21 protein-coding genes are annotated in these 23616 nt (G+C 46.3%); 18 read left to right on the plus strand and 3 right to left on the minus strand.

Annotation, left to right across the window (positions count from 1 at the left end; translation table 11 throughout):
• The first annotated feature begins 98 nt into the window (after positions 1-98).
• From NSQ46_RS15130 to NSQ46_RS15140, 3 genes are all read left to right on the plus strand, one after another.
• A complete protein-coding gene (locus tag NSQ46_RS15130; protein WP_341341960.1) occupies positions 99-542 on the plus strand; it encodes a GNAT family N-acetyltransferase in 444 nt (147 codons plus the stop codon).
• Between the two features lie 196 nt (positions 543-738).
• Positions 739-1140 (plus strand): helix-turn-helix domain-containing protein, encoded by a 402-nt coding sequence (locus NSQ46_RS15135; RefSeq protein WP_341341961.1) that lies wholly within the window; start codon positions 739-741, stop codon positions 1138-1140.
• Between the two features lie 15 nt (positions 1141-1155).
• A complete protein-coding gene (locus NSQ46_RS15140) occupies positions 1156-1740 on the plus strand; it encodes a hypothetical protein (protein WP_341341962.1) in 585 nt (194 codons plus the stop codon).
• Between the two features lie 90 nt (positions 1741-1830).
• Here the strand turns inward: NSQ46_RS15140 and NSQ46_RS15145 are convergent, their stop codons facing one another.
• Complete coding sequence (locus NSQ46_RS15145) at positions 1831-2712, minus strand: effector binding domain-containing protein (protein WP_341341963.1); 882 nt, start codon at positions 2710-2712, stop codon at positions 1831-1833.
• Positions 2713-2826: 114 nt separating this feature from the next.
• Positions 2827-3966, minus strand: coding sequence for an acyltransferase domain-containing protein (locus NSQ46_RS15150; RefSeq protein ID WP_341341964.1), 1140 nt, complete (start codon positions 3964-3966; stop codon positions 2827-2829).
• A 208-nt stretch (positions 3967-4174) separates the two neighbouring features.
• Between NSQ46_RS15150 and NSQ46_RS15155 the strand changes: the two genes are divergently transcribed.
• From NSQ46_RS15155 to NSQ46_RS15205, 11 genes are all read left to right on the plus strand, one after another.
• Positions 4175-5209, plus strand: coding sequence for a Cfr family 23S rRNA (adenine(2503)-C(8))-methyltransferase (locus tag NSQ46_RS15155; protein WP_342576941.1), 1035 nt, complete (start codon positions 4175-4177; stop codon positions 5207-5209).
• A gap of 340 nt (positions 5210-5549) precedes the next feature.
• Positions 5550-6827, plus strand: coding sequence for a cytosine permease (codB, locus tag NSQ46_RS15160; RefSeq protein WP_007128093.1), 1278 nt, complete (start codon positions 5550-5552; stop codon positions 6825-6827).
• The gene (locus NSQ46_RS15165; protein ID WP_007128092.1) at positions 6796-8064 is read left to right on the plus strand and encodes a cytosine deaminase; all 1269 of its coding nucleotides are present in this window, start codon (positions 6796-6798) and stop codon (positions 8062-8064) included. Before codB ends, NSQ46_RS15165 begins: the two co-directional genes overlap by 32 nt.
• Before the next feature lie 236 nt (positions 8065-8300).
• Positions 8301-9446, plus strand: a complete 1146-nt coding sequence (locus NSQ46_RS15170; protein ID WP_007128091.1) for a VanZ family protein — start codon at positions 8301-8303, stop codon at positions 9444-9446.
• A 224-nt stretch (positions 9447-9670) separates the two neighbouring features.
• Positions 9671-10522 carry a metal-binding protein ZinT gene (locus NSQ46_RS15175; protein ID WP_342576942.1) on the plus strand — a complete coding sequence of 284 codons (852 nt, stop codon included), beginning with the start codon at positions 9671-9673 and terminating at the stop codon, positions 10520-10522.
• Positions 10523-10749: 227 nt separating this feature from the next.
• On the plus strand, positions 10750-11517 hold the full coding sequence (locus NSQ46_RS15180; protein ID WP_007128089.1) for an ABC transporter ATP-binding protein: 768 nt from the start codon (positions 10750-10752) through the stop codon (positions 11515-11517).
• Positions 11504-13435 carry an ABC transporter permease gene (locus tag NSQ46_RS15185; protein WP_342576943.1) on the plus strand — a complete coding sequence of 644 codons (1932 nt, stop codon included), beginning with the start codon at positions 11504-11506 and terminating at the stop codon, positions 13433-13435. Before NSQ46_RS15180 ends, NSQ46_RS15185 begins: the two co-directional genes overlap by 14 nt.
• A 12-nt stretch (positions 13436-13447) precedes the next feature.
• Positions 13448-13816 carry a YxeA family protein gene (locus tag NSQ46_RS15190; RefSeq protein ID WP_007128087.1) on the plus strand — a complete coding sequence of 123 codons (369 nt, stop codon included), beginning with the start codon at positions 13448-13450 and terminating at the stop codon, positions 13814-13816.
• A 60-nt stretch (positions 13817-13876) separates the two neighbouring features.
• Positions 13877-16075, plus strand: a complete 2199-nt coding sequence (locus NSQ46_RS15195) for a M1 family metallopeptidase (RefSeq protein ID WP_007128086.1) — start codon at positions 13877-13879, stop codon at positions 16073-16075.
• A 138-nt stretch (positions 16076-16213) separates the two neighbouring features.
• A complete protein-coding gene (locus NSQ46_RS15200; RefSeq protein WP_007128085.1) occupies positions 16214-16927 on the plus strand; it encodes a response regulator transcription factor in 714 nt (237 codons plus the stop codon).
• Positions 16924-18342: a HAMP domain-containing sensor histidine kinase gene (locus NSQ46_RS15205; RefSeq protein ID WP_007128084.1), complete on the plus strand. Its 1419-nt coding sequence runs from the start codon at positions 16924-16926 to the stop codon at positions 18340-18342. The genes NSQ46_RS15200 and NSQ46_RS15205 overlap by 4 nt, the downstream gene beginning before the upstream one ends.
• Positions 18343-18586: 244 nt before the next feature.
• Here the strand turns inward: NSQ46_RS15205 and NSQ46_RS15210 are convergent, their stop codons facing one another.
• Positions 18587-19342: a MerR family transcriptional regulator gene (locus tag NSQ46_RS15210; protein ID WP_244152642.1), complete on the minus strand. Its 756-nt coding sequence runs from the start codon at positions 19340-19342 to the stop codon at positions 18587-18589.
• A 124-nt stretch (positions 19343-19466) separates the two neighbouring features.
• Here NSQ46_RS15210 and NSQ46_RS15215 point away from each other — a divergent pair, with 124 nt between their 5' ends.
• The 4 genes from NSQ46_RS15215 to NSQ46_RS15230 all read left to right on the plus strand — a co-directional run bounded on the left by NSQ46_RS15215 (position 19467) and on the right by NSQ46_RS15230 (position 23499).
• Positions 19467-19955: a DUF6022 family protein gene (locus tag NSQ46_RS15215; protein WP_007128082.1), complete on the plus strand. Its 489-nt coding sequence runs from the start codon at positions 19467-19469 to the stop codon at positions 19953-19955.
• A gap of 31 nt (positions 19956-19986) precedes the next feature.
• Positions 19987-20877: a hypothetical protein gene (locus NSQ46_RS15220; protein WP_007128081.1), complete on the plus strand. Its 891-nt coding sequence runs from the start codon at positions 19987-19989 to the stop codon at positions 20875-20877.
• 377 nt (positions 20878-21254) lie between these two features.
• On the plus strand, positions 21255-21983 hold the full coding sequence (locus NSQ46_RS15225; protein WP_213615641.1) for a VOC family protein: 729 nt from the start codon (positions 21255-21257) through the stop codon (positions 21981-21983).
• A gap of 289 nt (positions 21984-22272) precedes the next feature.
• The gene (locus NSQ46_RS15230; RefSeq protein ID WP_341341972.1) at positions 22273-23499 is read left to right on the plus strand and encodes a copper amine oxidase N-terminal domain-containing protein; all 1227 of its coding nucleotides are present in this window, start codon (positions 22273-22275) and stop codon (positions 23497-23499) included.
• Positions 23500-23616 lie beyond the last annotated feature (117 nt).

The following is a 23616-nucleotide window of genomic DNA, read 5'->3' on the forward strand; positions in this document are numbered from 1 at the left end:
ACTGCTGTGCTAGCGGATCGTTAGTTGAATGTCGGACAGTTGAATTCAGGGAATAATGATAAAATGTAGCCATCTTTTACAAGCTGATTGGAGGTGACATGTTGGTTAATATTAGAAAGGCAAATGCAATTGACATATTAAAAGTGATTGAGCTATCTGAGCTGTGGGCGTCCGAGAGTATTACATACGGTTTAGGAGCCAACACTGAAGAACTGATGAAAAACTATTTAGGGGACTACTTTTGGGTAGCAGAAGTTAACTCTGAAGTTATCGGCTATATACTGGGAAGCGTGCATGAAAGCGATGGATTGGCTGTCATTGAGAAAGGAGAGCATTACCTTGAAATCGATGAAGTGTACGTTCATCCAGAATATCGAAGTGAAAATACCGGGCATATGTTGGTCGATCATCTTCTTCAAACTGCAGAACGAAACGGGATAAAGCGTTCTCTTGTTTATGCAGCGAGTAAGCAGTGGCAAAAAATCATTGGTTTCTATGAGAAGCATGGTTTTAAAATGTGGTTTGTTCAAATGTACCGGTAGTTCACTATCCCTGATGAGAGACCAAACGAACGTGCTAAATAGCACTTGATTCAAATGCACAAAAAAAGTCGCTCACTTGAGCGGCTTTTTCATTATGCTGGTCTGTGAAAAGAAACCAGGACCTTATTATTTCTGTTTACTTACATCATATTATCCCTTAATATATGGATAACTATGGATAAGGAGCTGAGTAAAAATGAATGCTAAAGAAGCAGCAGCGTTACTTGGGGTTCATTACAAAACCATTCTTAACATGATTAATGACGGACGTTTAACCGCTTCGAAAAACGACTCCGGAGATTGGGTAATCAGTGAGAGCGACTTGGCTGCCCGGGAGCAGCAGATTGGCGATAAAGAATTTGCAACGATTTATACTCATATGGCCGTACAGCTCATTGAAAAGGCTCACAATCGTGCGATAAAGGCAGCAATGGAAGATCTTATTGAGACTGCGCGTGCAACAATAAAGGCAAAAGACAATCGGAATCAGTTGAATCAACAAGTAAAACGTCTTCAAAATGCATTAGATGCATATAAAGCTGCTGAAGCATTCACACACACTGTTCATTCAATAAAAAAACAAGCCGAAATCGAATAATAGGAGGGTAGGGTGATGAGTACTGAACTGGAAGAGCTTAATTTAACGATCAAAACAGAAGCGGACGAAATCCTTGACGAATATGGTTTAATGGGAGTATTGAATAAGTTCGGTAAGCCATTTGTAAGCGGAAGCTACTTCCTGAATTTAATGACTTGGAGAGATTTAGACATTTATTTATCGAACGATGAGATGAGTGAAGAATCTTTTTTTGAAATGGGTAAACAAATTTCATTGTGCATGAAGCCATCAAGGATGAATTACCGAAATGAGTATATCGGTCGTACTGGACACTTGCCACGGGGTTTTTATTGGGGGTGTTACACGAATATTACTTCAAATGCCTGGAAGATTGATGTTTGGGCGATTTCCTCGGATGAATTTGCCCAGAAACATAAGGAGATTCATGAACTGAATACAAAAATGAATCCTGAACAACGGATGGTCATTTTGAGGTTAAAGAAAAGCTTTTATAATCACCCGCTGTACCGCAAACATTTCTTTAGTGTTGATATTTATTCGGCCGTTATTGAAGATCATATTGACTCGGAAAACAGCTTTATGAAATGGCTGCTTATTAATAAAGGAATAACTATATAGGGGATTGGGGTGAGGATTCCCTATTTGGATATTCGATTGAGCTATATGGACAGCAGCACGTAGTGTCAGACACTCGTGCTGCTCTCTGTTCTAAGCATCAGTCTTCTTCATGACAGGGATCCATACTTCAATTTCATACAAGCTGTTGCCGCGATCATAGGTCATTTCAAACTCCGGACCATTTGCGAATTCATAATTTGAGCTCGGAAACCATTCACCCCAAATGCGCCTCCACAATTCATGGACACCGCTTTGTCCATCAAGGAAAAGGCCGGTTGAGAAAATTGCGTAAGTCTGAGTGGGAATATGAAGCTTTTCAAACCCTGCCGGCAAGCCATCGGGAGGTAGGAAGTAACCGATCATATATGAAAATTTCCCCCATTGATGGTTGTATAATACCCCATGAAGCTGCCCGTTTATCCCCAATCCCGCAGCAGCACGGATCCGATCAACGGTTCCATCGGATACACACTTGGTCCAAAAAGCAGGTATTTCAACAAAGGGTTGTTCAAATAAATCCCCGGCATCATTGACTGGAGTCGAAACGCCGAACATTTCAAACCCTTGTTTTTCTTCGATTTTGTAATTCATCTCCACATCACCTCGAATCGAAATATGAAAGGATAAGCGAGGATATGCCTTAAGGACAATGCCTGTCTCGCGCGCAGAGCTTGGCATTACACCGTGCATTTTTTTAAACGCTCTGGAAAATGCCTCTGGTGATTCATAACCATACTTCAGAGCAGTGTCGATCACTTTGGCATCACTCTGCTGCAGTTCAAATGCGGCAAGAGTTAACCGTCGGCGCCGAATGTACTCTGAAAGCGGCACACTGGTGATAAATGAAAACATCCGCTGAAAATGGTAAGTGGAGCAGCAAGCGATTTTAGCAACTTGATCGAAATCAATATCTTCCGATAAATGGGTTTCGACATATCCCATTGCGTTATTCATGCGTTCCAGCCAATCCATCGTTATCCTCCTCTCAAGGCTTACTATAAGAGATGTTGAAGGATGGTACCTTGCAATCCGTGCACAGAAATATCATGCTTACAAAAGCAATACAGCTTCGCATATTCAATCATATCATTCGTAGACTACAGTTCCAAAATCACCGCAAATATCAAGGAATATCCCATTCATATCGAATATCTCTTTACCTTCTTCCAGATAGCTGAGGACTTGTTTCCTTAATAAGGTGTCGGGCTTTGCTTCCTTGACCTCGGTCATTTCATTAAATACAAAATTCCATAAAAAGCGCTCTGAACCCGCGGTTGGATAGAGGTAGAACTGCTTTTGAAACCTTACGATATTGCTGGACGGGGGCAGCAACTCACGGAGCTGGGGAGTAAACAGCCATGAATGGCTGACCATCCCTTTGGACTCGATTTCTGGGAAATAAGTTGCGTAAAACTCCTTAGCTTGCCTATAGGTGTCTTTGAGGGATTCCATATCAAATGCTGTATCTCTTGGAATGTGGATCTCAAGCAAGATATCATCCTTGTCCAGTACTTTTTTCCACTCTGTCTTTTTAAGCTTTACTTGTTGGCGTATGCCTTTGCCAATAGGGGTAATGGGATGTCCTAAGAAATAATCTTCCGTCTCCTGATATTCCGTCACGTAGCCATCGGTTGTCTTCTCTTGATTACATACACCCTGCATATCACCGTTCGCCCTTAGCTCCATCCCTTCGCCGCATAAGAGCAAAATTGCATCTTCTTTGATGTTGTAAAAGCCCTTTACAATGCCGGAAAATGGGGTTGCCATGAACTGCATTCCGCCCAGCCGAAACATCTTGGCTTCGAGATGTCGCCAGATCCAGCTGAAATTGCCAATGGCATAGTAACCGACTAAATGAAAGGCATGTTGGACCCATACACCGATGTCCTTAAGCGTTTCTACGAATAACTCTTGACTCAGTCCCTTTTCGGAATACTTTTGCTCTGTAAGTGGCAGCCTTTGAAGTGCTGCATGCAGATAAAAGAGCGAGGCTTCTTTTCCGATGACCTCTTTCACGTAAGGATGGATCGTCAATGGTTCCCAAATCGTCGTCCAGTATCCGCTGTCAATATAACTCTTATAAAATTCCCAATAAATTTCAAACAGTTGTGGATCATGGTTTATTTTATCGGCGATGTCCATCAAAATTTCGGTTGCCCCTTCAGGCATTAAAATCTTCCGACAGTACTGTTGGGTTAATTCTTTAGTAAGTAACAATAATTCCATCTATGTTCACCTCTCCTTGAGCTTCCATATGACTCTTATTAATATTCTATTGCGCTTTGCCTGTAGTTAACTACCGATTTGCCGACTAATGAATTGTGCTTTTACGACTATTGAAGTTAGCATTGCGTTCTGCTGATTTTGTTGTACGCAAAAAAGCACCGGTAAGCTGGTGCTCTTTTGCGTTTTCTCCGTTTAAAGGGAGATTGAAATGAAGCATCTATCTAAGTATGAAGAAATACGTAAGATCTTATCGGCTCTAAAGCAACCGAATTATAGATATTCGCAAGTAACTGAGGCAATCTTCATAAACAAGATTCGAACTTTTGAAGCAATGAACAACTTGCCTAAACCATTAAGAAATGAATTAATCAAAGAGCTTGGAAACAATGTGTTAAGCATCACACCAAAAATGGAGCAGAAATCCAATCAAGTTAGCAAAATACTGTTTGCCATCTCTGGAAATGAATACATTGAGTCCGTAAGGTTAAGTTATAAGACGGGATGGGAATCCTATTGCATCTCTTCGCAGTGCGGTTGCGGATTTGGTTGTACCTTTTGTGCTACGGGAACACTCGGTTTGAAGAGGAATCTTACAACGGATGAAATAACGGATCAACTCCTTTACTTTACTTTGAATAAGTATCCCTTAGACAGTGTGTCCTTTATGGGAATGGGAGAGGCGCTTGCAAACCCATATGTATTTGATGCATTGCATGTACTGACGGATCCTAAGCTTTTCGGTTTAGGACATCGAAGAATTACGGTTTCTACCATAGGTTTAATACCGGGAATAAAAAAGTTGACGAAGGAATTTCCGCAGATTAACTTAACCTTTTCCCTACATTCACCGTTTAATGATCAGCGAAGCGAGTTAATGCCAATTAACAATCATTTTCCATTGGAGGAAGTTCTGACCGTGTTGGATGAGCATATCCAACAAACGAAACGAAAGGTCTACATTGCTTATATCCTGCTAAGGGGTATTAACGATTCAACGAAACATGCTGAAGCAGTTGCTGATTTGTTGCGTAGCAGAGGGGTATGGGAACATTTATATCATGTCAATCTAATTCCTTACAATTCCACTGACGCTACATCGCAAAGTTTTGCAGAGTCGGATCAGAACAGTATCAATATGTTCCTTAAAGTCTTGAAGTCAAAGGGAATCCATGTCACCGTGCGGACCCAATTCGGATCAGACATTAACGCAGCATGCGGCCAACTGTATGGATCAAACCAATAAGTCGACCTGACCAGGAAAGGCGAATACCTCTATATAACTGCTAGATAAATGAACATAAAGTATGAGCATTGGATAATAATAACATTGACAATCGTAGGTTTTTCCAAAATAATAGAATGTAATTGAATACTGGTACCTTTAAATCAGTCCAGAGAGGCTGGCAAGGGCAGCGGATGTTTATAATCACGCGTGATTCAGTGCATACCCCATCAGGGGATGCTCTGCGTCTTCGCGCGGGTTATGATGCAAAGAAGAGGCTACTTGTCAGTTTGAGACTTGACGAGTAGCCTCTTTTTTCTGCTTTTTTGGTATCAGGACACTTTAACCTGGAGGTATTCTGATGAGCAAACAAGATCAAGAGTTTTCGTGGCAAGCGGTACCGAAAACGCAGAGAAACCATTTTTGGAAGACGCTATCCGTCATGTTAGGGTTCACGTTCTTTTCGGCAAGCATGCTGGCAGGGGGCACGTTAGGAGTCGGCTTGACGTTCATGGAGTTCATAGGCATCGTGCTTGCGGGCAATTTGGCACTGGGCATCTATACGGGAGCACTGGCACATATCGCTGCCAAAACGGGCCTTTCCACGCACTTGTTGGCAAAATATGCGTTCGGTGAAAAAGGGTCGTACCTGCCATCGTTCCTGCTCGGATTCACGCAGGTCGGATGGTTTGGCGTCGGCGTGGCCATGTTCGCGATTCCGGTTGCCAAAGCGATGGATTGGAACGTGTACCTGCTGATCTTCTTGTTTGGTTTCGCCATGACGGCATCCGCCATCTTCGGCATGAAGTCGCTCGTCATTTTGGGCTACATCGCAGTTCCGGCCATTACCATCCTTGGCGGCTACTCCATGTTTGAAGGGGCAGGATCCCTGGGGGGGCTGCAAGGGCTGCTCGATTACTCGCCGACCCAGACGCTCACCACGGCAGCGGCATTGACCATTTGTATCGGGTCTTTCATCAGCGGAGGAACGCTGACGCCCGATTTCGCCCGGTTTTCCCAGACGTCCCGGCAGGCGGTTACCGCAACGGTCATCGCGTTCTTCCTGGGGAACTCGCTCATGTTCTTGTTCGGTGCCGTCGGCGCAATGGCTTATAACCAGGCCGATATCTCGGAAGTCATGTTCCTGCAAGGTTTGATCATTCCCGCGATCGTCGTTCTGGGGCTGAATATCTGGACGACCAACGATAATGCCCTGTATGCTTCGGGGCTAGGCTTTGCGAACATCACGAAAATTTCGAAAAAGTTCTTCGTCATTGTCAATGGCATCGTGGGTACCGTCTTGGCCATGTGGATGTACAACAACTTCGTCGGTTTCCTAAATGTGCTGGGCGCGGCGATTCCGTCGATCGGTGCCATCATCATCGCGGACTACTTCTTTGTAAAGCGCAGAAATTATAAACCGTTTGCCGAGATGACTTTTAAGAAGGTAAACTGGATAGCGATGGCAGCTTGGGCTATCGGCGTTGCCTTCGCCCAATTGGCTCCCGGAATAACGCCATTGAACGCACTGATCGGAACGGCAGTGGTCTACATTGTATTGATGCTGATCGTTCCTGCCAAAGAATCCACAGAAAAGGGGAAAACAAATGATTATACAGAACGCAAAATTGCGGGGTAAAGAGGGCATATGGAATATCGTCGTGAAGAACGGGAAGTTTGAACGGATTACGCAGTCGCTGGAAACAACAGCGGACGAGGAAGTCATTGACGTGGGCGGCTCGCTTGTGCTGCCGCCGTTCATTGAACCTCACATTCATTTGGACACAACGCTCACTGCCGGTGAGCCGGAATGGAATTTGAGCGGAACGCTGTTCGAAGGCATCCAGCGCTGGTCAGAACGCAAGGCGTTCCTGACGCATGAAGACGTCAAAACGCGCTCCACAACAGCTCTGAAGTGGCAGATTGCTCAAGGCATCCAGCACGTAAGGACGCATGTGGACGTGACCGATCCTAGCTTAACCGCAGTTAAAGCGATGCTTGAAGTGAAAGAAGAAATGGCACCTTATATTGACATCCAACTTGTCGCTTTTCCGCAGGAAGGCATCCACTCCTACCCGAATGGCGCGGAACTGTTGGAAGAGTCGCTGAGAATGGGCGTTGACGTGGTTGGCGGCATTCCCCACTTTGAATTCACAAGGGAGTATGGCGTTGATTCGATGAAGGTTGCTTTTGATCTCGCGGAAAAATATGACCGGCTCATCGACATCCATTGCGACGAAATCGATGATGAGCAATCGCGTTTCGTGGAAGTTGTCGCCAAAGAAGCCTACGAACGCGGACTGGGCTCTCGTACGACGGCAAGCCACACAACGGCGATGGGGTCATATAATGATGCCTATACGTACAAATTGTTTAGATTGCTGAAGCTGGCTGACCTGAATTTTGTCTCCAATCCTTTGGTTAATATCCACCTGCAGGGACGCTTCGATACGTATCCGAAGAGAAGAGGGCTGACCCGCGTCAAAGAGCTGCAGGAAGCCGGACTAAATGTGTGCTTCGGTCACGATGACATCTTTGATCCATGGTATCCGCTAGGCACGGGCAATATGCTCCAAGTGCTCCATATGGGCATCCATGCTTCGCAGCTGCTTGGTTACGATCAAATCGTAAACTCGATCGATCTTATTACGAAAAATAGTGCAAGAACACTGCATATCGAGGATGTGTACGGTATTGAAGAAGGCAAGCCTGCCAACTTCATCGTTCTTGAAGCGGAGAACGAATACGAGGCTATCCGCAAGCAGGCAGCAGTGCTTTATTCGTTCAGAGGCGGCCGCAAAATCGCGGAAACGAAGCCGCGGGACACGTCGATCGTTCTTGAGAGCGGTTCGGAGAAGGTCACTTTCAATAAATAATTGAAGGATTCGCATTCTAACAAGAAGGCACCCCGATCTGGGGTGTCTCCTTCATTATGTTTGAATGCAGACGTAGAGCAGAGGTACAGTCCTTTTTTACAGTCTATTTTCGAATCCGAATTAAAATAATCCCTTGGGGTAGATTAATCAAGAAAAGCAAAGTTGCAAAGGGATTTTGAAAGAAATTCGTAAGAATAAGGTTATCTATTCATCTTTCCAATTCAAGAGGTGCCTGTATGTCTGTATATTTAATTCCCATAAAAACAGCATTTATTATTTTTTGCATATTGAGTTTTTTCCTTATTGTTCCTTGGATGGTTTATAGTTATAGAAAATATGGACATTTAAGTCTTTGGGCATCCATCGTGGCTTATTCCTTTGTTTTTTATATGTTATCGGCATTATTTTTAGTTCTCCTGCCTCTTCCGGATACTCGAAATACCTGCGCTATGCAATCACCCGATGCGGTTCATTATTCGCTCGTCCCATTTCATTTTATTTGGGAAATTATACATAGTCGTTCAGTCGTATGGTCACAGCCATCGACCTATGCGCGGGTACTTACGGACAGTGTATTTTTGCAGGCGGCATTCAATTTCTTATTATTATTGCCGCTTGGCGTTTATCTAAGGTATTTTTTTCAGCATAAACGAAATTGGAAGAAAGCGCTTGGTTTGGGGTTCGCGTTATCCCTTTTCTATGAAACAACCCAAATTACAGGGATCTACGGAATCTACAATTGTCCATATCGTATCTTCGATGTCGATGATCTTATACTAAACAGCACGGGTGCTTTGTTTGGATTCATCATTGCTCCTGTCATACTTGCGCTATTTCCGTCTCGAAATAACCTTATAGCGAAGGCAGAAAAAATGCAGGAAAGTCCGCTCGTACCTCCGCTGCCGCAATTACTGGCTGTGCTTGTCGATTATCTGTTGATCAAGATTAGTTGGAGCCTTACCGTTGGTTTCTTTATCACCAGCGAATTTGCAGAATTTCTGTTTACAACGATTTTGTTTATTATTCTTTTCTCTGTAGTTCCTTTTATTTGGAATGGAAAAACCATCGGAACCCATTTACTGCGATTCAAGCTAACTACAGTGGGTGAGGGAACACCTTCGTGGCCGTCCTTGTTAAAAAGATCCTTTGCGCTTTACTTGCCTTTAGCGGCAACATGGATTACGCGTCTATTTAATGGCATTAAGTTAGACATGAATTCAATTCTTTATCCTTATCATGTTTGGATCAGTGTGGCTGCATTAGCATTTGTGTTTATAATGTGGGCCATATTATTTATCCATGTCACCGTCGTCCTCTTCAAGAAAGGGAAACGAACCCTTTACTTTGACGATGTGGCGAATATAGTACCAAGGAAAAAATAAATCTTAAACGATGTTAAACCGCACCATGGCCATTCCCCGCATTGACTGTTATTCGTCAATCTCAAGATCGGGGCTCCGGCGTGGTGCGGTTTTTCTGGTCGATGACCTCGTGGTAGGCATATTCTTTGAAATGTAATTAAAAAACATTACGATTTTCATTGACAAAGAAATCCAGCCTCCGTATAATCTTTAATCGTAAACATTACAATTAAATGGAGGAGAATATGAAACTAAAACTTGGGATTGGAGTCATTTTAGCAGTATTGGGGTTGTGGCTTGCCGGGTGTCAAAGCGCTGGCTCTAACGACAGTGGCGCTTTGAATCAAACCGAGGCAGTCAGCGGTACGAATGGAAGCAGTAGCACTCAGGAGAGCAGCGGTACTGAAGAAAGCAGCAGTACTAATGAAAGCAACACGAATCATGTTCATGACGAGGAGGATGAACATAACCATGAACATAACCATGAACATAACCATGAACATAACCATGAACATAACCATGATCACAACCACGAACATCATGATCATGATGAGGAAGCAGAGGCGATCTACAAGGGATTCTTTGAGGACAGCCAAGTACAGAACCGTACGCTGTCAGATTGGGAAGGAGACTGGCAATCGGTTTATCCATATTTGCTGGATGGTACATTGGATGAGGTATTTGCGCATAAAGCGGAGGATTCCGGGAAAATGACGGCGGAGGAGTATAAGGAATATTATGACGTCGGCTACAAGACCGATACGGAACGCATTGTGATTGAAGGAGACACTGTCACGTTCTTCACGAAGGGCCAGCAACGTTCAGGGAAGTACCAATCCGATGGATACGAAATACTGACCTACGAGGCCGGTAACCGCGGGGTTCGTTACATATTTAAGTCGGTGGAAGAAGTCGAGGGACTGCCTCGTTACATTCAGTTTAGCGACCACCGGATCAACCCCAGCAAGTCGGATCATTTCCATTTATATTGGGGAGACGATCGCAAGGCTTTACTTGAAGAAGTTACGAATTGGCCTACTTATTACCCGTCCGACATGGATGGACACAGCATAGCCCATGAAATGATGGCACACTAACGCCAACTCTGCTTTGAATCGGCGTTGAGAGTTGAAATTAGCTTTCAACACATTAGGCTTCATTATATTTAAATAGTTTCGGATTCAAAACCCCCAGGCGCTCTTACAAGCGTATCCTAGGGGTTTTAGTTTATTTTTAAGGTTGCTGTAAGGTTGGGATTAACACGGTGTAAGATACGAGCTTTAAGATTGGATATACATTCACGAGACGCCTAAGGAGAGATCCCATGAAAACCATACTGCAAGCAAACAACGTAAACAAAACCTTCGGCACGAAAGGAAACCTATATACGGCGCTGAAAAATATCAACCTGAGCATTAGTGAAGGAGAATATGTCGGCATCATGGGCCCATCCGGAGCGGGAAAGTCGACCCTGCTGAATATCTTCTCGACCATCGATACGCCGAGTTCCGGCGAAATCACGATCGACGGGCAAAACATCGTTTCCATGAACGAGGAAAAGCTGTCCGATTTCCGCCGTCATAAACTCGGCTTTATTTTTCAGGACTATAATCTGCTCGATACGCTGACGGTCAAGGAGAATATCCTGCTGCCACTGGCTCTTTCCAAAGTCCCGGCAGCCGAAATCGAAAAGCGGGTGGAAGAAATCGCGGATATGTTCAGCATTCGCGAGATTCTCGATAAATATCCGTACCACATTTCAGGAGGACAAAAGCAGCGTGCGGCCGCATCGAGGGCAATCGTCACGAATCCGAGCCTGATCTTGGCGGACGAGCCTACCGGCGCGCTGGATTCGAAATCGGCAACCGGCTTGCTGGAAAGCTTGAGCAGGCTGAACCAGCACAACCAAGCGACCATCCTGATGGTGACGCACGACGCTTATGCGGCGAGCTTCTGCAACCGAGTGATTTTCATTAACGACGGCCAGCTGTTCAAAGAGCTTCATAAAGACGGCATGACCAGAAAAGCATTTTTCGGGCAGATTCTTGAGGTGTTGGCGATGCTCGGAGGTGGACATCATGACGCTGTTTAAGATTGCCGGGAAAAACATCCGTAAAAACTTCGCGAATTACTTTCTTTACTTCGCATCGATGATTTTCAGTATCGTCATTTATTTTACATTCGTATCCTTGAAATACGACAGCACCATTCAAACGGCATCTGACGGATCGCAGAAGATCAGCTCGGCTTTCAGCGGAGCGGCGGTCGTGCTGATCGTATTCGTGGCGGTCTTCATCTGGTATTCCAACTCGTTTTTCACGCGCAAGCGCAAAAAAGAGGTCGGATTGTACTCGCTGCTGGGCGTCCGTAAAAAACAGATCGGACGGATGCTGTTTTATGAAAACTTCCTGATGGGCATTCTGGCCCTGATTGTCGGAATCGCGCTTGGAGCGGTGCTTAGCCGGTTTTTTGTCATGATTTTAATGAAGGTGATGGGTTACGCCGTCATGGCGGATTTCTCCATTTCCCCGGCTGCAATCTTTAATACTTTCGTGGTGTTCATGATTATCTCGCTGATCACATCGGTCCAAGGCTATCGCTTAATTTATCGATTTAAGCTGATCGAGCTGTTCCGGGCGGATCAGGAGGGTGAGAAGGAGCCGAAGTCATCCGCGGTCATTGCGTTACTATCCGTAGCGCTCATCGGGTTCGGCTACTGGCTTGCGCTGCAAAATTTGCTTACGTCCAAGGCATGGGCGGCGATGGGCTTCATGCTCACTCCGCTCGTTATTTTGATATCCGTCATCCTGGGCACATACCTGCTGTTTAACACGTTGACGGTTACGCTGCTGAAGCTGGCCCGCAAACATAAAACAAGCTACTGGCGTGGACTGAACCTGATCGGGACTTCCCAGCTGCTGTACCGGATGAAGGGCAACGCGCGGACGCTCACGATCATTGCCGTGCTAAGCGCAACGACGCTGACGGCGGTCGGAACGGCGTACAGCACGTATTACAACACCCGGACGAACGCCGAGCTTGCGAATCCAAACAGCTATATGTTTATCGGGGTTGACAGTGCGGCCGCAGCAAAAGCCGATAAGGCGATCAAGCAGGCTGCGGGGCATAAAGTGCTTTACCATGAGTCCATTCCTCTCCTCGAGGTGGATGCCGACACCTCCAGCCTGAATAACGCTTTAGGGGAGGAGGATCAGTCGTTTACGGTCATATCAAGCCGAGATTTTAACCGGCTGGCCAAGCTCCAGGGGCGGGACGATGCCATAAGCCTTACAGGCAGCGAAGCCGCAGCGCTTGAACCAGTCTATTTGGAAGGCATTTCGCCGGAGTATGTCGGTTCGTCGATCAAGCTGAAGGGAGAAGGATTCCATAAAACCATCCAATTCAAAACATTAAAAAAATACAGCGTGTTAAATCTTGTAACGGTCTACTCCACCATTGTCGTCAGCGATGACATGTTTGCGGAGCTTAAGCCGAATGCCAAGGCCATGGCTGTCGAAGCCTATAGCATCACGCATCAGGACAAGGCGAAAGAGCTGACCGAGCTGCTCGATGGGATTTTACCGGAGAAAGCGGAGCTTTCAAGCTTTTACGGAGATTACTCGCGGGGAATGGAATCCTCCGGCCTCTTAATGTTTATGGGCGGATTCCTCGGACTCGTGTTCTTGGCAGCGACGGGCAGCATCATTTACTTCAAGCAGCTGACGGAAGCCGGAAGCGACAAAGCCCGTTATATGATTTTGCATAAAATCGGCGTCAAGAAACGGGAAATCCGCAAATCCGTCGCCAAGCAAGTGATGTTCATATTTGCTCTGCCGCTCGCTTTCGGAATTGCCCACTGCGCCGTCGCCCTATCGGCCTTATCGAAAATGATGATGACCAATCTGGTCGTTCCGGTCGTGACCTGCATGGGTGTCTATGTCGGCATCTACTTGATCTATTATTTCTTGACTGTGCATGCGTACTGCAAAATCGTTACCAATAGAAAATAGGAGTGAACAGGAATGAAAAAGGGGTTTATCGCTACAGCTGTCGTATTGATCGTACTGGTCGGATTCGTCGTATTCATCCAAAACGTGAATTTGAACCGCATCGGCGCGCAGCAATATTACGTGCAGATTACTCAAGACGGAAAGGAAATGGAAGATAAGTCTGACAGTGGACAGAAGTATGTATCGTACGAATACACACTGCAAGGCTTTGATTCTAACGGAAAGGAAAAAAGCCTCACCTTTACGGCAGGCAAGGAGCTGCGCAAGGACGCATATTTGCGGATTTATGTGAAGGGGGATGGAGTCAGTTCCTACCAGGAAGTAAAGGCCAGTGAACTGCCTGAACTAGCGAAGCAAAAGCTGGCCAATGCCGGGCAATAGATTCTTCATCCGGGGAACTCGAATGATGTTTACTAAACATACCTATGAGGAGAGAAACTTATGATTCAAACAAACTTCAAATCTGTATCTCAAAAAGCGCTGACTGGCTCGTTGATTGTCGCGCTTGCAGTTAGTCCCTTGATTCAAGTATCCCAAGCCTGGGCCGCGCCGGCTGTTTCATCCGCCCGGTCCGTTCTGGCAGATCAGGCACAGCATGCTCAGGTCCAATACAGGATCGACGCCCGGCTTGACGAGAAAAACATGCGCATCAAAGGGAGCGAAACCGTTACCTACCGGAACATGTCCAAAGATACGCTATCGGAAATCGTCTTCCACACGTTTGCCGACGCCAACCGATCCAAGGCGACCCAAACCTCGATGTTTGAGCAAAACAACGAGGAGATCCGGAAGGAAAATCCGCAGAAGAAGCCGGAAGATTTTCTTGGCGGCATCGATATCCGAAGCGTGGCAGCTGAAGGAAAACCCGTGCCCTTTTCGAACAGCAATCAGGCCTTGTCCGTTAAACTACAGCAGGAGCTAAAGCCGGGGGAAGCGGTGACGGTTGAAATCGGTTTTGAGGTGAAAATTCCGTTCGGCATGCAGCGCCTGTCCTACTACAAAGACATCATCAACGGCGCACATTGGTTCCCGGTCATGTCGGTCTATAACGAGAACCAGCATGCATGGGACAAAAAGCCGTACAGCAAAACCTTCGAAACCGATTATTACGATTCATCTGATTTCGAAGTTCATATTAACGTGCCGGAAGCCTATCAAGTGCTGATGCCGGGGACGATCACCACTCAGGCGGACCCGAAAGAGCCCGGCCGGAAAGTCGTTACCGCCGTTGCCGATAACACCCGGGAGCATGTCTTTTTTGCCAGTCCGAATTATAAGGTTGAGCGCGTAACGCGTGACGGCCTGACCATTGAATATTATTACTTCGACAATATGCCGGACAAGAAAAAACTCGTCGATGAATACATCGACACCGCTTTTAAAGCAATTCAATTTTTTAGTGAAAAATACGGGGAATATCCTTACCCTGAATTCCGGATCGCGGAGTCGTACGTTGAAGGTGTGGCGGTGGAGTTTGCCCGGGTCATCCAAATGGGGCAAATCCGGCCGAATAGCGATCCGGCGCAAGATACCACATTTGTGCACGAGATTGCCCATCAATGGTTCCATGCTTTAATCGGCAACGATTCGGAAAGTGAGTCGTTTCTGGACGAAGGGTTTGCCGATTTTTCGATGGTATATTTTGCAGAAAAACAAGGCGATAAGCTGAACGGGTTCCAATCGATCCAAATCGATGATGTGTCTTTTATAGACAAGCCAATCGCCTCAAATAATACCGAAGCGGAGGGCGAGGCCAACCCGGTCTTTTATAAAAAAGGACGCCAGGCCATCTACCAGCTGTACCGCATGGTGGGCGAGGACAAATTCGATGCGTTCATGCAGGAATATTTCAAGCGGTATCATTACAAAAACGCGACGATCAAAGGGCTTTTGCAGACGATTCAGGATACGCTAGGAGAGGAAGCGCGAAAGGAAATGGACAAAGCGCTGCATGATCCGCAGTTTGCTCTAAAGCCCGAATACCGATTGTCTGAGGCGGAAGAAGCTTCGTATTGGCGTGAGCAGTTTAAAACGTCGTACCGTTCTTCCCTGTCCCAAATTTCGAATCTTCCGGCGGAAACAATGAGCCGCATCGTGGATAAGGCGCTGCAAGGCGAACCGTTAACGATCGTGGTGAGTGATCAGGCTGGCAGCAAAGCGAAAAAGCAGCAGCAGACGATCTTGGCACAGCTTGAACGGACGCTTGGGATCATGGGAATTCCTTACGAGGTCGTTTCCGACCGACAAACACTCAAGAAAAAGCTGAAAAAGGAGCTCGGAACCAGCAACATCATTGCCATCGGCAGCGCGAAAACGAACGGACTCATCCAGGCGCTTAAGCCCGGAATCATCCAGAAATCGAAGGCCATCGGCTTCGACTGGAAAAGCAGGATGAACCAAAAAGCAGCTTCTGGCGCATACGTCATTAAGCATCCATACAATCAAAACCGCTTGCTGCTGCATTTTTTCTGGAACGGTGACGCTTTGAGCGATAACGCGGTCGAGCCGTTTGCGGAGCAGATGCTGCAATCGCTCGGTTTCAGCGGCAACTTTTACCAGTATTACGTTTTGAACAAGACAGGGCAAGTCGCAACAGATAAAAAGATCGCCAACCCGATAGCGAAATTTTTCGGCGAATAATAATAGAGTCTCTGGCCAATATTGCCCATTTCAATATATGGTTATAGTATTGGAAGAGCGGGGAAGATGATTGATGAAGACTTGGCAGCTTTTAGCTGCCGGTCTTTTTCCTTGCTTACAGAAAGGAGATTGAACCGATTGCCGCAAAATCAAAAAATACTTATCGTCGATGATGAGGAGGATATCGTCAAGCTTCTGCAAACCGTGCTTAAAAAGGAAGGCTTCGAGCATGTGTCTGCCGCCTCTTCCGCCGAAGAAGGCTGGATTCGGTTTCAAGACAAGCAGCCCGACCTCGTCATATTAGATATCATGCTCCCCGATGGCGAAGGGTATGATGTATGCAAAAAAATCCGCAGCGTTTCGAACGTGCCGATATTCTTCTTGTCAGCCAAGAACGAGGAAATCGATAAAATACTTGGATTTGCCATCGGCGGCGACGATTACATCACCAAACCGTTCAGTCCGAAGGAAGTGGCTTACCGGATAAAAGCCCGATTCAGAAGAACGGAATCTGCGCGGGATGAGGAAACGAAAGAACACACGCTGAAGGCCGGCCCGTTCGAGCTTGACGAACATACATTGGAACTGAAGAAAAACGGCGAAATTATTGAACTCAAACCGAAGGAGCTTGGTCTGATTAGCTATTTGCTGAAGCACCCGAACCGGATTATAAGCAAGGAAAGCCTGTACGATCAGGTGTGGGGGGAGGATTCCTTCGGTTATGACAACACGGTCATGGTCCATATTCGGCGGCTGAGGGAGAAGATCGAGGACGATCCCTCAAGCCCGCAATTTTTGGTGACCGTAAAGGGCCTCGGATATAAGCTGGCCGTGGAGGAACCGGTGCGATGAAATGGCGGCTGACGGGGAGATATTTGGCATCCTCCGTATTGATTGTCGTCATCGTCCTTTTCATAAACCTTTTGGTGATCGTCGGCCTTTTTATATATCAGAATGAATCACCAAAGGATCCGCTTCGCCAGGGAGACCATTCAGCCGAGGCCATCACCCGCTCCTTCGGACAAGAGATTGTTCTTTCCGAATCGGGGATGAGCATAACCGCGCAGGGGAAGGAGACGCTTGAGCGCAATCAGGCATGGATTCAAGTCCTGGACGAAAACGGTAATCAGGTCTATGGCTTTCGTGTGCCGCGGGAGGCCAAAACCAAATATACGCCGATGGATATCGTTCAGACTTACAAATACATGGAAAAAGAACTGATGTCGACCGTATTTATCGGGGAGAAGCAGGGGAACGGGGAGCGCTTCAGCTATTTGATCGGCTTTCAGGATCCTTATCTGGAGCGGAATATCTTCACCTATGATATTCGGCAGGTCGGACGTTTTCTTCAAATCGGAATCGTGACCGTGATTTGCGTCGACGGTTTCATTGCACTCTGCATCGCTTATCTGTTCAGCAAGAGGTTAACCCGGCCGCTTTCCGCGCTCATCGACGGGATTAAGCAGTTGGCCCATAAAAACTACCAGTTACAACACGAAACGAAGGGCATCTATAAGGATGTGTTTTACAACGTCAACATGCTGACCGAGGAGCTGCGGGCAAGCGAGTTGGAACGGAAAAGGCTGGACCGGATGAAAGAGGAATGGATCGCGAACATTTCGCATGATATCAAAACGCCCCTTGCTTCGATTCAGGGATATGCCGAAATGATGCGGGACATGGATTATGATTTTACAATCGAGGAAATGCGGGATTACGCGGAAATCATTGAACAGAAGTCGCATTATTTGAAAGACGTGATCGAGGACCTTAACCTTTCCACCCGTCTGAGAAACAAGGGGCTGAAGCTGAATCTGAAAAAAGTAAACATCGTCAGCCTCGTCCGAAGCGCTGTCATCGATACGTTGAACGATGCCCGTTACGGTAACCGGAATATCGATTTCCAGTACAGCGAGGAAGTCATCCTCTTGGAGGCTGATGACATTCTCATACGCCGTGCGGTCACCAATTTGATCTACAACGCGGTGGTTCATAACGATGAGGATGTTTCCATACTTGTCAGCGTCGAAAAGAAAGGCGATAGAGCTCGAATCGTTGTCGAGGATCAAGGCAAAGGGATCCCGAAAGAGGAGCTGGAACGGATATTTGAGAGGTATTACCGCGGAACCCATACAGGAGAGCTGCATAAGGGATCCGGTCTCGGGATGGCCATCGCAAACGATATCGTGAAGGCTCATGGTGGCGAAATCCATGTGGACAGCGAGCTACTTCGCGGAACGCGAATCGAGATCTTGCTTCAAGCTTAAGAAGCGAAAATCCTTTGGCGTAGAGAAATACCTGTTAGACGATGGGGCAATAGAAAAAAACAAGCCCAGATCAAACCCAAGTTAAGCAAATCGATGGTCGTCAAAGATCGTTGATTAACCAGGAAGCCGCAGTTATCAGAAATGATAGCTGCGGCTTCTATACTATTTACGGTATTGGTACAAGTGTAGAAATTTAATGATGTTAATTCATAAAATCATAAAGACGGCAGTACTGGAGAACCGATTAATGATCAGCCGCGGTTGTTTCCGAGTTGTCTATTGTTTCAATCAAGCGATATAGAAAATAGAGAGCGCGCATCTGAAGTTTGATCGTTTTGTTCAAGTGAACTTGGATACGATCAGAAACCTTCATCGAATCCTCGATGTTCTCTAGATCTAAACGTGCAACGGATTGCTTCAAGTTCACGGTTTCCTCGGAATAAACAGCGCTCTGCAGCACCTGAATCAATCGAATTTTAAAGAGATGCGCTTCGTGATAAAACCGGTAATCGTTATCAGGGTCTCGCTCCGTAGTGAACAGGCCGCATTGCTCCCAGTAACGGATTGCCGATTTCGAAGCCCCCGTCCGTCTGGAAACCTCGTGGATGCTGAAATGATGATTAATGTCGTGAGCTCGACTACCTTCAGAATACGATTTCAGCTCCCTTATTAGTTGATCTAAATTTGCTTTTTCCCGATGAAGCATGACCTCTCGATCCCTGACGATCCACAACGCGTCATCCAGCTCATTTCGCCTAAGACAATGCATGACCTGGCTGGTTACTTCCATCCCAAATGCGGCTGTCATGGCTTGAATACATGCCAGAAAAGCTTCATGCCGTTCTGTATACATACGATATCCGTTGGAAGATCGATCTGCAGGAGGCATCAGCCCCTTTGCTTCATAGTTTCGCAGCGTGTTGCTGCTTAGCCCGTATTTTTCTGCAAGCTTTTTGGGGCGAAAGCCCATGTGATCCCCACCTTTGGCAAAAATGCGCAAACATTAAAACCTTTGCAATGTTATTCTGGATATTTTGTTCATTTCCTTCATGTAATTTCCTTGAACCTTCCAGTTGGCTTACATGTTGTATGATGAAGTTAATTCAATTCAAGGAGGAGTTTATATGACCGTAAAACCAGTACTGCGTTCTGATATGACCATTGAGGAAATTTGCGTGGCAGGTAATCAGTACATCGAATCCGAATGGAAAACATTATACGATGCGATGTTGGATGAGTTAACGACCGCTTTTCGCGAAATCGAGGATGCTGCCTATGGACGGTATTTGGACCAGCTGATGCCCGCACTATTTGACAGCCTTGAAGACGCGGGGTTCATTGCAGCGGAGCCCCTCAAGGAACATGATTTCGTAATCGGGAAATGTCTGATATTTCGTAATTCGCTTGAAAAATGGGGGACCGAAGATAAACGATCTAGAATATTCTGGAACGTTATACGCCGTAAGGATGGTCAACAGCCCATTGGAACTCTGTTAACCGAAATCCCTCATTCTCATCTGAAGTTCGATATTCCAAGGGCACCTGTGCTCTATTCGCTGCGCGAACATGAGAGAGAACAAATCGCAAAAGGGATTCGACGGATTATGGAATAAGAATAAATCGCTTTTTGGGGAGGTAATTTGTGTGAAGGTCATGATACATGAATATATAGTCAAAACGCAGGATTCCGGGCCATACGGAATAACGAGGGGAAAAGATGGAGCCATGTGGTTTACGGAACAACGGGGCAATCGGATTGGACGAATTAATGACGCAGGCGAGATCACTTCGTTCCCCCTGCCGACAGAGAGTGCCGGAGTGATGTCGATTATATCGGATCGGACCGGGGACTTGTGGTTTACCGAGTATCAAGCCAATAAGATTGGTAGAATGTCGCTCGATGGCTATTTTACAGAATATGAACTTCCTGTCGTGAATTCAGCCCCTTTCGGCATAACCGAAGATCGTGAGGGTGCCATCTGGTTTACAGAAATGAATAGCGGCAGAATCGGAAGGTTAACTGCGTCGGGGGAGATGACCGAGTTTGAGTTGCCTAACTCAGACACATTCCCTTCATTTATTGTTCCCGGCTCAGACGGGGCATTATGGTTTACGCAGAATCAAGGGAATTCAATCGGTAGAATAACTACTGAAGGTGATGTAACCGAATTTCCGATTCCAACACCAAATTCCGGACCTGTAGGCATTACGAGCGGTCCTGACGGGGCATTATGGTTTGTGCAAATCATGAGCAATAAAATCGGAAGAATGACAACATCTGGCGAGGTTACGGAATATATGATTCCGACATCGAATGCCAAGCCCCATGCTATCATATCCGGGGAAAATGGGGATCTTTGGTTCACGGAATGGGGTGGAAACCAAATCGGTCGAATTACGGTTCAAGGAAAGATTACAGAGTATCCAATCCCGACTAATCACGCCGAGCCCCACGGTATAGCGATTGGCACAAAGGGTGACATTTGGTTCGCTGAAGAGTGCAACCAGATTGGACGTCTCATCATCTCTCCTTAACAGCATGAGACGATCATCTCATGCTGCCCCTCGCGGGCGGCCAGCAGAGAAGCTGACAGAGCCTCGAGAGATGCTGACAGAGCCTCGAGAGATGCTGTCACCTGAATCCCAAACCCAATTTGGGCAACAAATCGCAAAACGTTCGTAGGAAACCACGATGGGGAAATTTTTAATCGAGATGTAATCGCTTCGCAGGTCGCATAATATGCGGCTTTTTTCTTTGGAGTAAAATACTTTCTTGCCCTAGCTCAATGTGGGTCTCTTTTACTTAATTGCATTTTTATTTTGTCACATTTTCCGCCTCCTTCCAGTCTTGTTTAATGACAGCGTGTGGCTGCAAATCCTGTCTAACTCAATTATCTAGAGGAGGTAGTAAGATGAAAATCATCGAATTGGAACTGAGAACCGCCCGGTTAGCCGAAATGAAGGAATTCTACACAGAAAGACTTGGATTCGCTTTAGCAGATATAACGAAGCATTCAATCACGATCGTTGTCGGGGAAACGCGGTTGACTTTCATTCAAGAGGAGGAGGAAGGGGTGCTGCCGTCCTACCATCTGGCAATGAATATCCCCGAGAACCAAATCCGCGAAGCGAAAAGCTGGCTTCAAGCCAAAGGCTGTGAGGTGCTTTCCGCTGCGCCCCTTCCGTTCGCAGGAATCCAGGCAAACGAAGACATTGCATATTTTGAAGGAACGGATGCACATGCCTTCTATTTCGAGGATCCTTCGGGGAATCTGCTGGAGTTCATCGCTCGGCATCGGATGGACAATGCCTCGACTGAACCGTTCGGTCACGAATCCATTCTGAATGTCAGCGAGATCGGATTTCCCCTTCACGGAAGCATATCGGATGCCATCCAGCGCCTTGATTCTCGGTTCGACGTCACGCGTTATATCGGGGACGGAAAGATGTTTCAAATGCTCGGTGACGAGCATGGTATGTTCATCTTGGGGGATTTGGCCATCGGGTGGTATCCTTCGATGAAGATTCCGGAGGTTCACCCAATTCGAATGACGATTCTCGATCCTAACGAAGGGGAGTTTCAATTGGAGCCGTATCCCTACTTCATTCGTGTTGTAAACAATACATTGTGGCCATCCTGAGCGGGATGGCCTATACCTATAAGTAGTTTCTGTCACGACTGATAACTGCCATTGCCGAGTATTTAAACTCGTAAGTCCGCCTATGAAGCTAAGGCTGCTCTTCGCTGCAGGGCAAACCTTGCCTGAGAGGCGTCAAACGACTCAAGAGTTGGGAGCAGCGACCTATGGGATCATCGCCTTTGGTTCGGTAAAATACATAAGAAGTGCCAATTATTACATACCTTATCATTTCGTTATGGACCTTGCGTTTGTAGTAAGAACTAAATTTAAATAGATGAGGAAGTCACCCATGAGAAAATTGCTTGTGTGCACTGTAGCGATCATGCTAAGTTTAGCTGCGTTTCACACCGTTATCTACGCATCTGAAGTCCGAGTATCCGTGGATGGCCGTGAAGTACAATTCCCAGATGAGCACCCATACGTCGATCCAAAAACGAACCTTACGATGGTTCCCCTTGCTTTTGTCTCCGACAAGCTCGGAGCTACTGCGAAATGGAACGGAGAATTAAAACAAATCACGATCTCACTTAAACGTGACAACATAATGTTGGTGATTGGCGATCATCATGCACAGGTGAATGGAAAAAGAGTGGATTTTAAAGGGGCTGCGGTCCTTAAAAACGGTCGCACGATGGTCCCGCTTCGCTTCATTAGCGAGGCCTTGCATGCAATTGTGGATTGGCAGCCCTCAAGCAATCGGGTAAGCATCATGACTTCAGTGGCCCGAGTTCCGAAAGGCACGTGGATATGGGACAGTTCCATCCTGAGACAGGATCAAGACAAAATTATTATCTTCGCAAGAACAAAAGGGTTAACGTCTATTTATCTTCAGATCGACAGAGATATTGAACCGGCAGTATATGAGAGCTTTATTCGAAAAGCGAAGAGCGCAGGAATTCAAGTGGAGGCACTTGAGGGTCGTCCCGAATGGGCCTATACATCTAAGCAGGAGGATATTCAAAAATTTATAACGTGGGTGAAAGCCTATAACTCATCGGTTGGCCCGGAAGCAAGGTTTTCGGGATTGCATCTTGATATTGAACCGTATGCGCTAAGTGAATGGTCAAATGACAATAAGATCATCCTTGAAAGCTGGATGGACAATATGAGACTGATCGAGAAAGAAACCAAAGGGAGCGGCTTGAACATCGCAGTCGACGTTCCGTTTTGGCTGAATACGATAAATGTACCGGGGACGGATTACAGTATGAGCGCATGGTTGCTGGAGAAGTTCGATTCCCTGGTCATCATGAATTATCGAAATCATGCATTAGGCAGCAATGGAATTGTGGACAATGCGCAGGCCATACTGAGAGAAGCCTCAACGCTAAAGAAGAAGGTTGTGGTAGCTGTAGAGACGCTCGAAAGCACAGAAGGGCCGCGGGTTTCATTCCATTCTATGAGCAGTGAAGTGATGGAAAGAGAGTTACAGTCCGCCCATAATCAATTGGCGCACTATGCAAGCTATGCAGGCTTCGCCATTCACGATTTTAAAAGCTGGAAGGACATGCAGTAAGAGGCTATTTATGAAATGATAAACACCTCTTGGATGCCTGACTCCGGGCTTTGAAGACAACAAGCAGACGAGATTTAGTCCCATTGAAAGTCGCTGATTTAGCGACTTTTTTTGCTT

Source organism: Paenibacillus sp. FSL M8-0142, from assembly GCF_038597315.1.
Lineage (GTDB): Bacteria > Bacillota > Bacilli > Paenibacillales > Paenibacillaceae > Paenibacillus_AQ > Paenibacillus_AQ lactis.

Bases quoted from the DNA above. Each gene is read 5' to 3' on its own strand.
- NSQ46_RS15130 (WP_341341960.1), top strand. From the start codon at position 99: ATGTTGGTTAATATTAGAAAGGCAAATGCAATTGACATATTAAAAGTG.
- NSQ46_RS15135 (WP_341341961.1), top strand. From the start codon at position 739: ATGAATGCTAAAGAAGCAGCAGCGTTACTTGGGGTTCATTACAAAACC.
- NSQ46_RS15140 (WP_341341962.1), top strand. From the start codon at position 1,156: ATGAGTACTGAACTGGAAGAGCTTAATTTAACGATCAAAACAGAAGCG.
- NSQ46_RS15145 (WP_341341963.1), bottom strand. From the start codon at position 2,712: ATGGATTGGCTGGAACGCATGAATAACGCAATGGGATATGTCGAAACC.
- NSQ46_RS15150 (WP_341341964.1), bottom strand. From the start codon at position 3,966: ATGGAATTATTGTTACTTACTAAAGAATTAACCCAACAGTACTGTCGG.
- NSQ46_RS15155 (WP_342576941.1), top strand. From the start codon at position 4,175: ATGAAGCATCTATCTAAGTATGAAGAAATACGTAAGATCTTATCGGCT.
- codB (WP_007128093.1), top strand. From the start codon at position 5,550: ATGAGCAAACAAGATCAAGAGTTTTCGTGGCAAGCGGTACCGAAAACG.
- NSQ46_RS15165 (WP_007128092.1), top strand. From the start codon at position 6,796: ATGATTATACAGAACGCAAAATTGCGGGGTAAAGAGGGCATATGGAAT.
- NSQ46_RS15170 (WP_007128091.1), top strand. From the start codon at position 8,301: ATGTCTGTATATTTAATTCCCATAAAAACAGCATTTATTATTTTTTGC.
- NSQ46_RS15175 (WP_342576942.1), top strand. From the start codon at position 9,671: ATGAAACTAAAACTTGGGATTGGAGTCATTTTAGCAGTATTGGGGTTG.
- NSQ46_RS15180 (WP_007128089.1), top strand. From the start codon at position 10,750: ATGAAAACCATACTGCAAGCAAACAACGTAAACAAAACCTTCGGCACG.
- NSQ46_RS15185 (WP_342576943.1), top strand. From the start codon at position 11,504: ATGACGCTGTTTAAGATTGCCGGGAAAAACATCCGTAAAAACTTCGCG.
- NSQ46_RS15190 (WP_007128087.1), top strand. From the start codon at position 13,448: ATGAAAAAGGGGTTTATCGCTACAGCTGTCGTATTGATCGTACTGGTC.
- NSQ46_RS15195 (WP_007128086.1), top strand. From the start codon at position 13,877: ATGATTCAAACAAACTTCAAATCTGTATCTCAAAAAGCGCTGACTGGC.
- NSQ46_RS15205 (WP_007128084.1), top strand. From the start codon at position 16,924: ATGAAATGGCGGCTGACGGGGAGATATTTGGCATCCTCCGTATTGATT.
- NSQ46_RS15215 (WP_007128082.1), top strand. From the start codon at position 19,467: ATGACCGTAAAACCAGTACTGCGTTCTGATATGACCATTGAGGAAATT.
- NSQ46_RS15225 (WP_213615641.1), top strand. From the start codon at position 21,255: ATGAAAATCATCGAATTGGAACTGAGAACCGCCCGGTTAGCCGAAATG.
- NSQ46_RS15230 (WP_341341972.1), top strand. From the start codon at position 22,273: ATGAGAAAATTGCTTGTGTGCACTGTAGCGATCATGCTAAGTTTAGCT.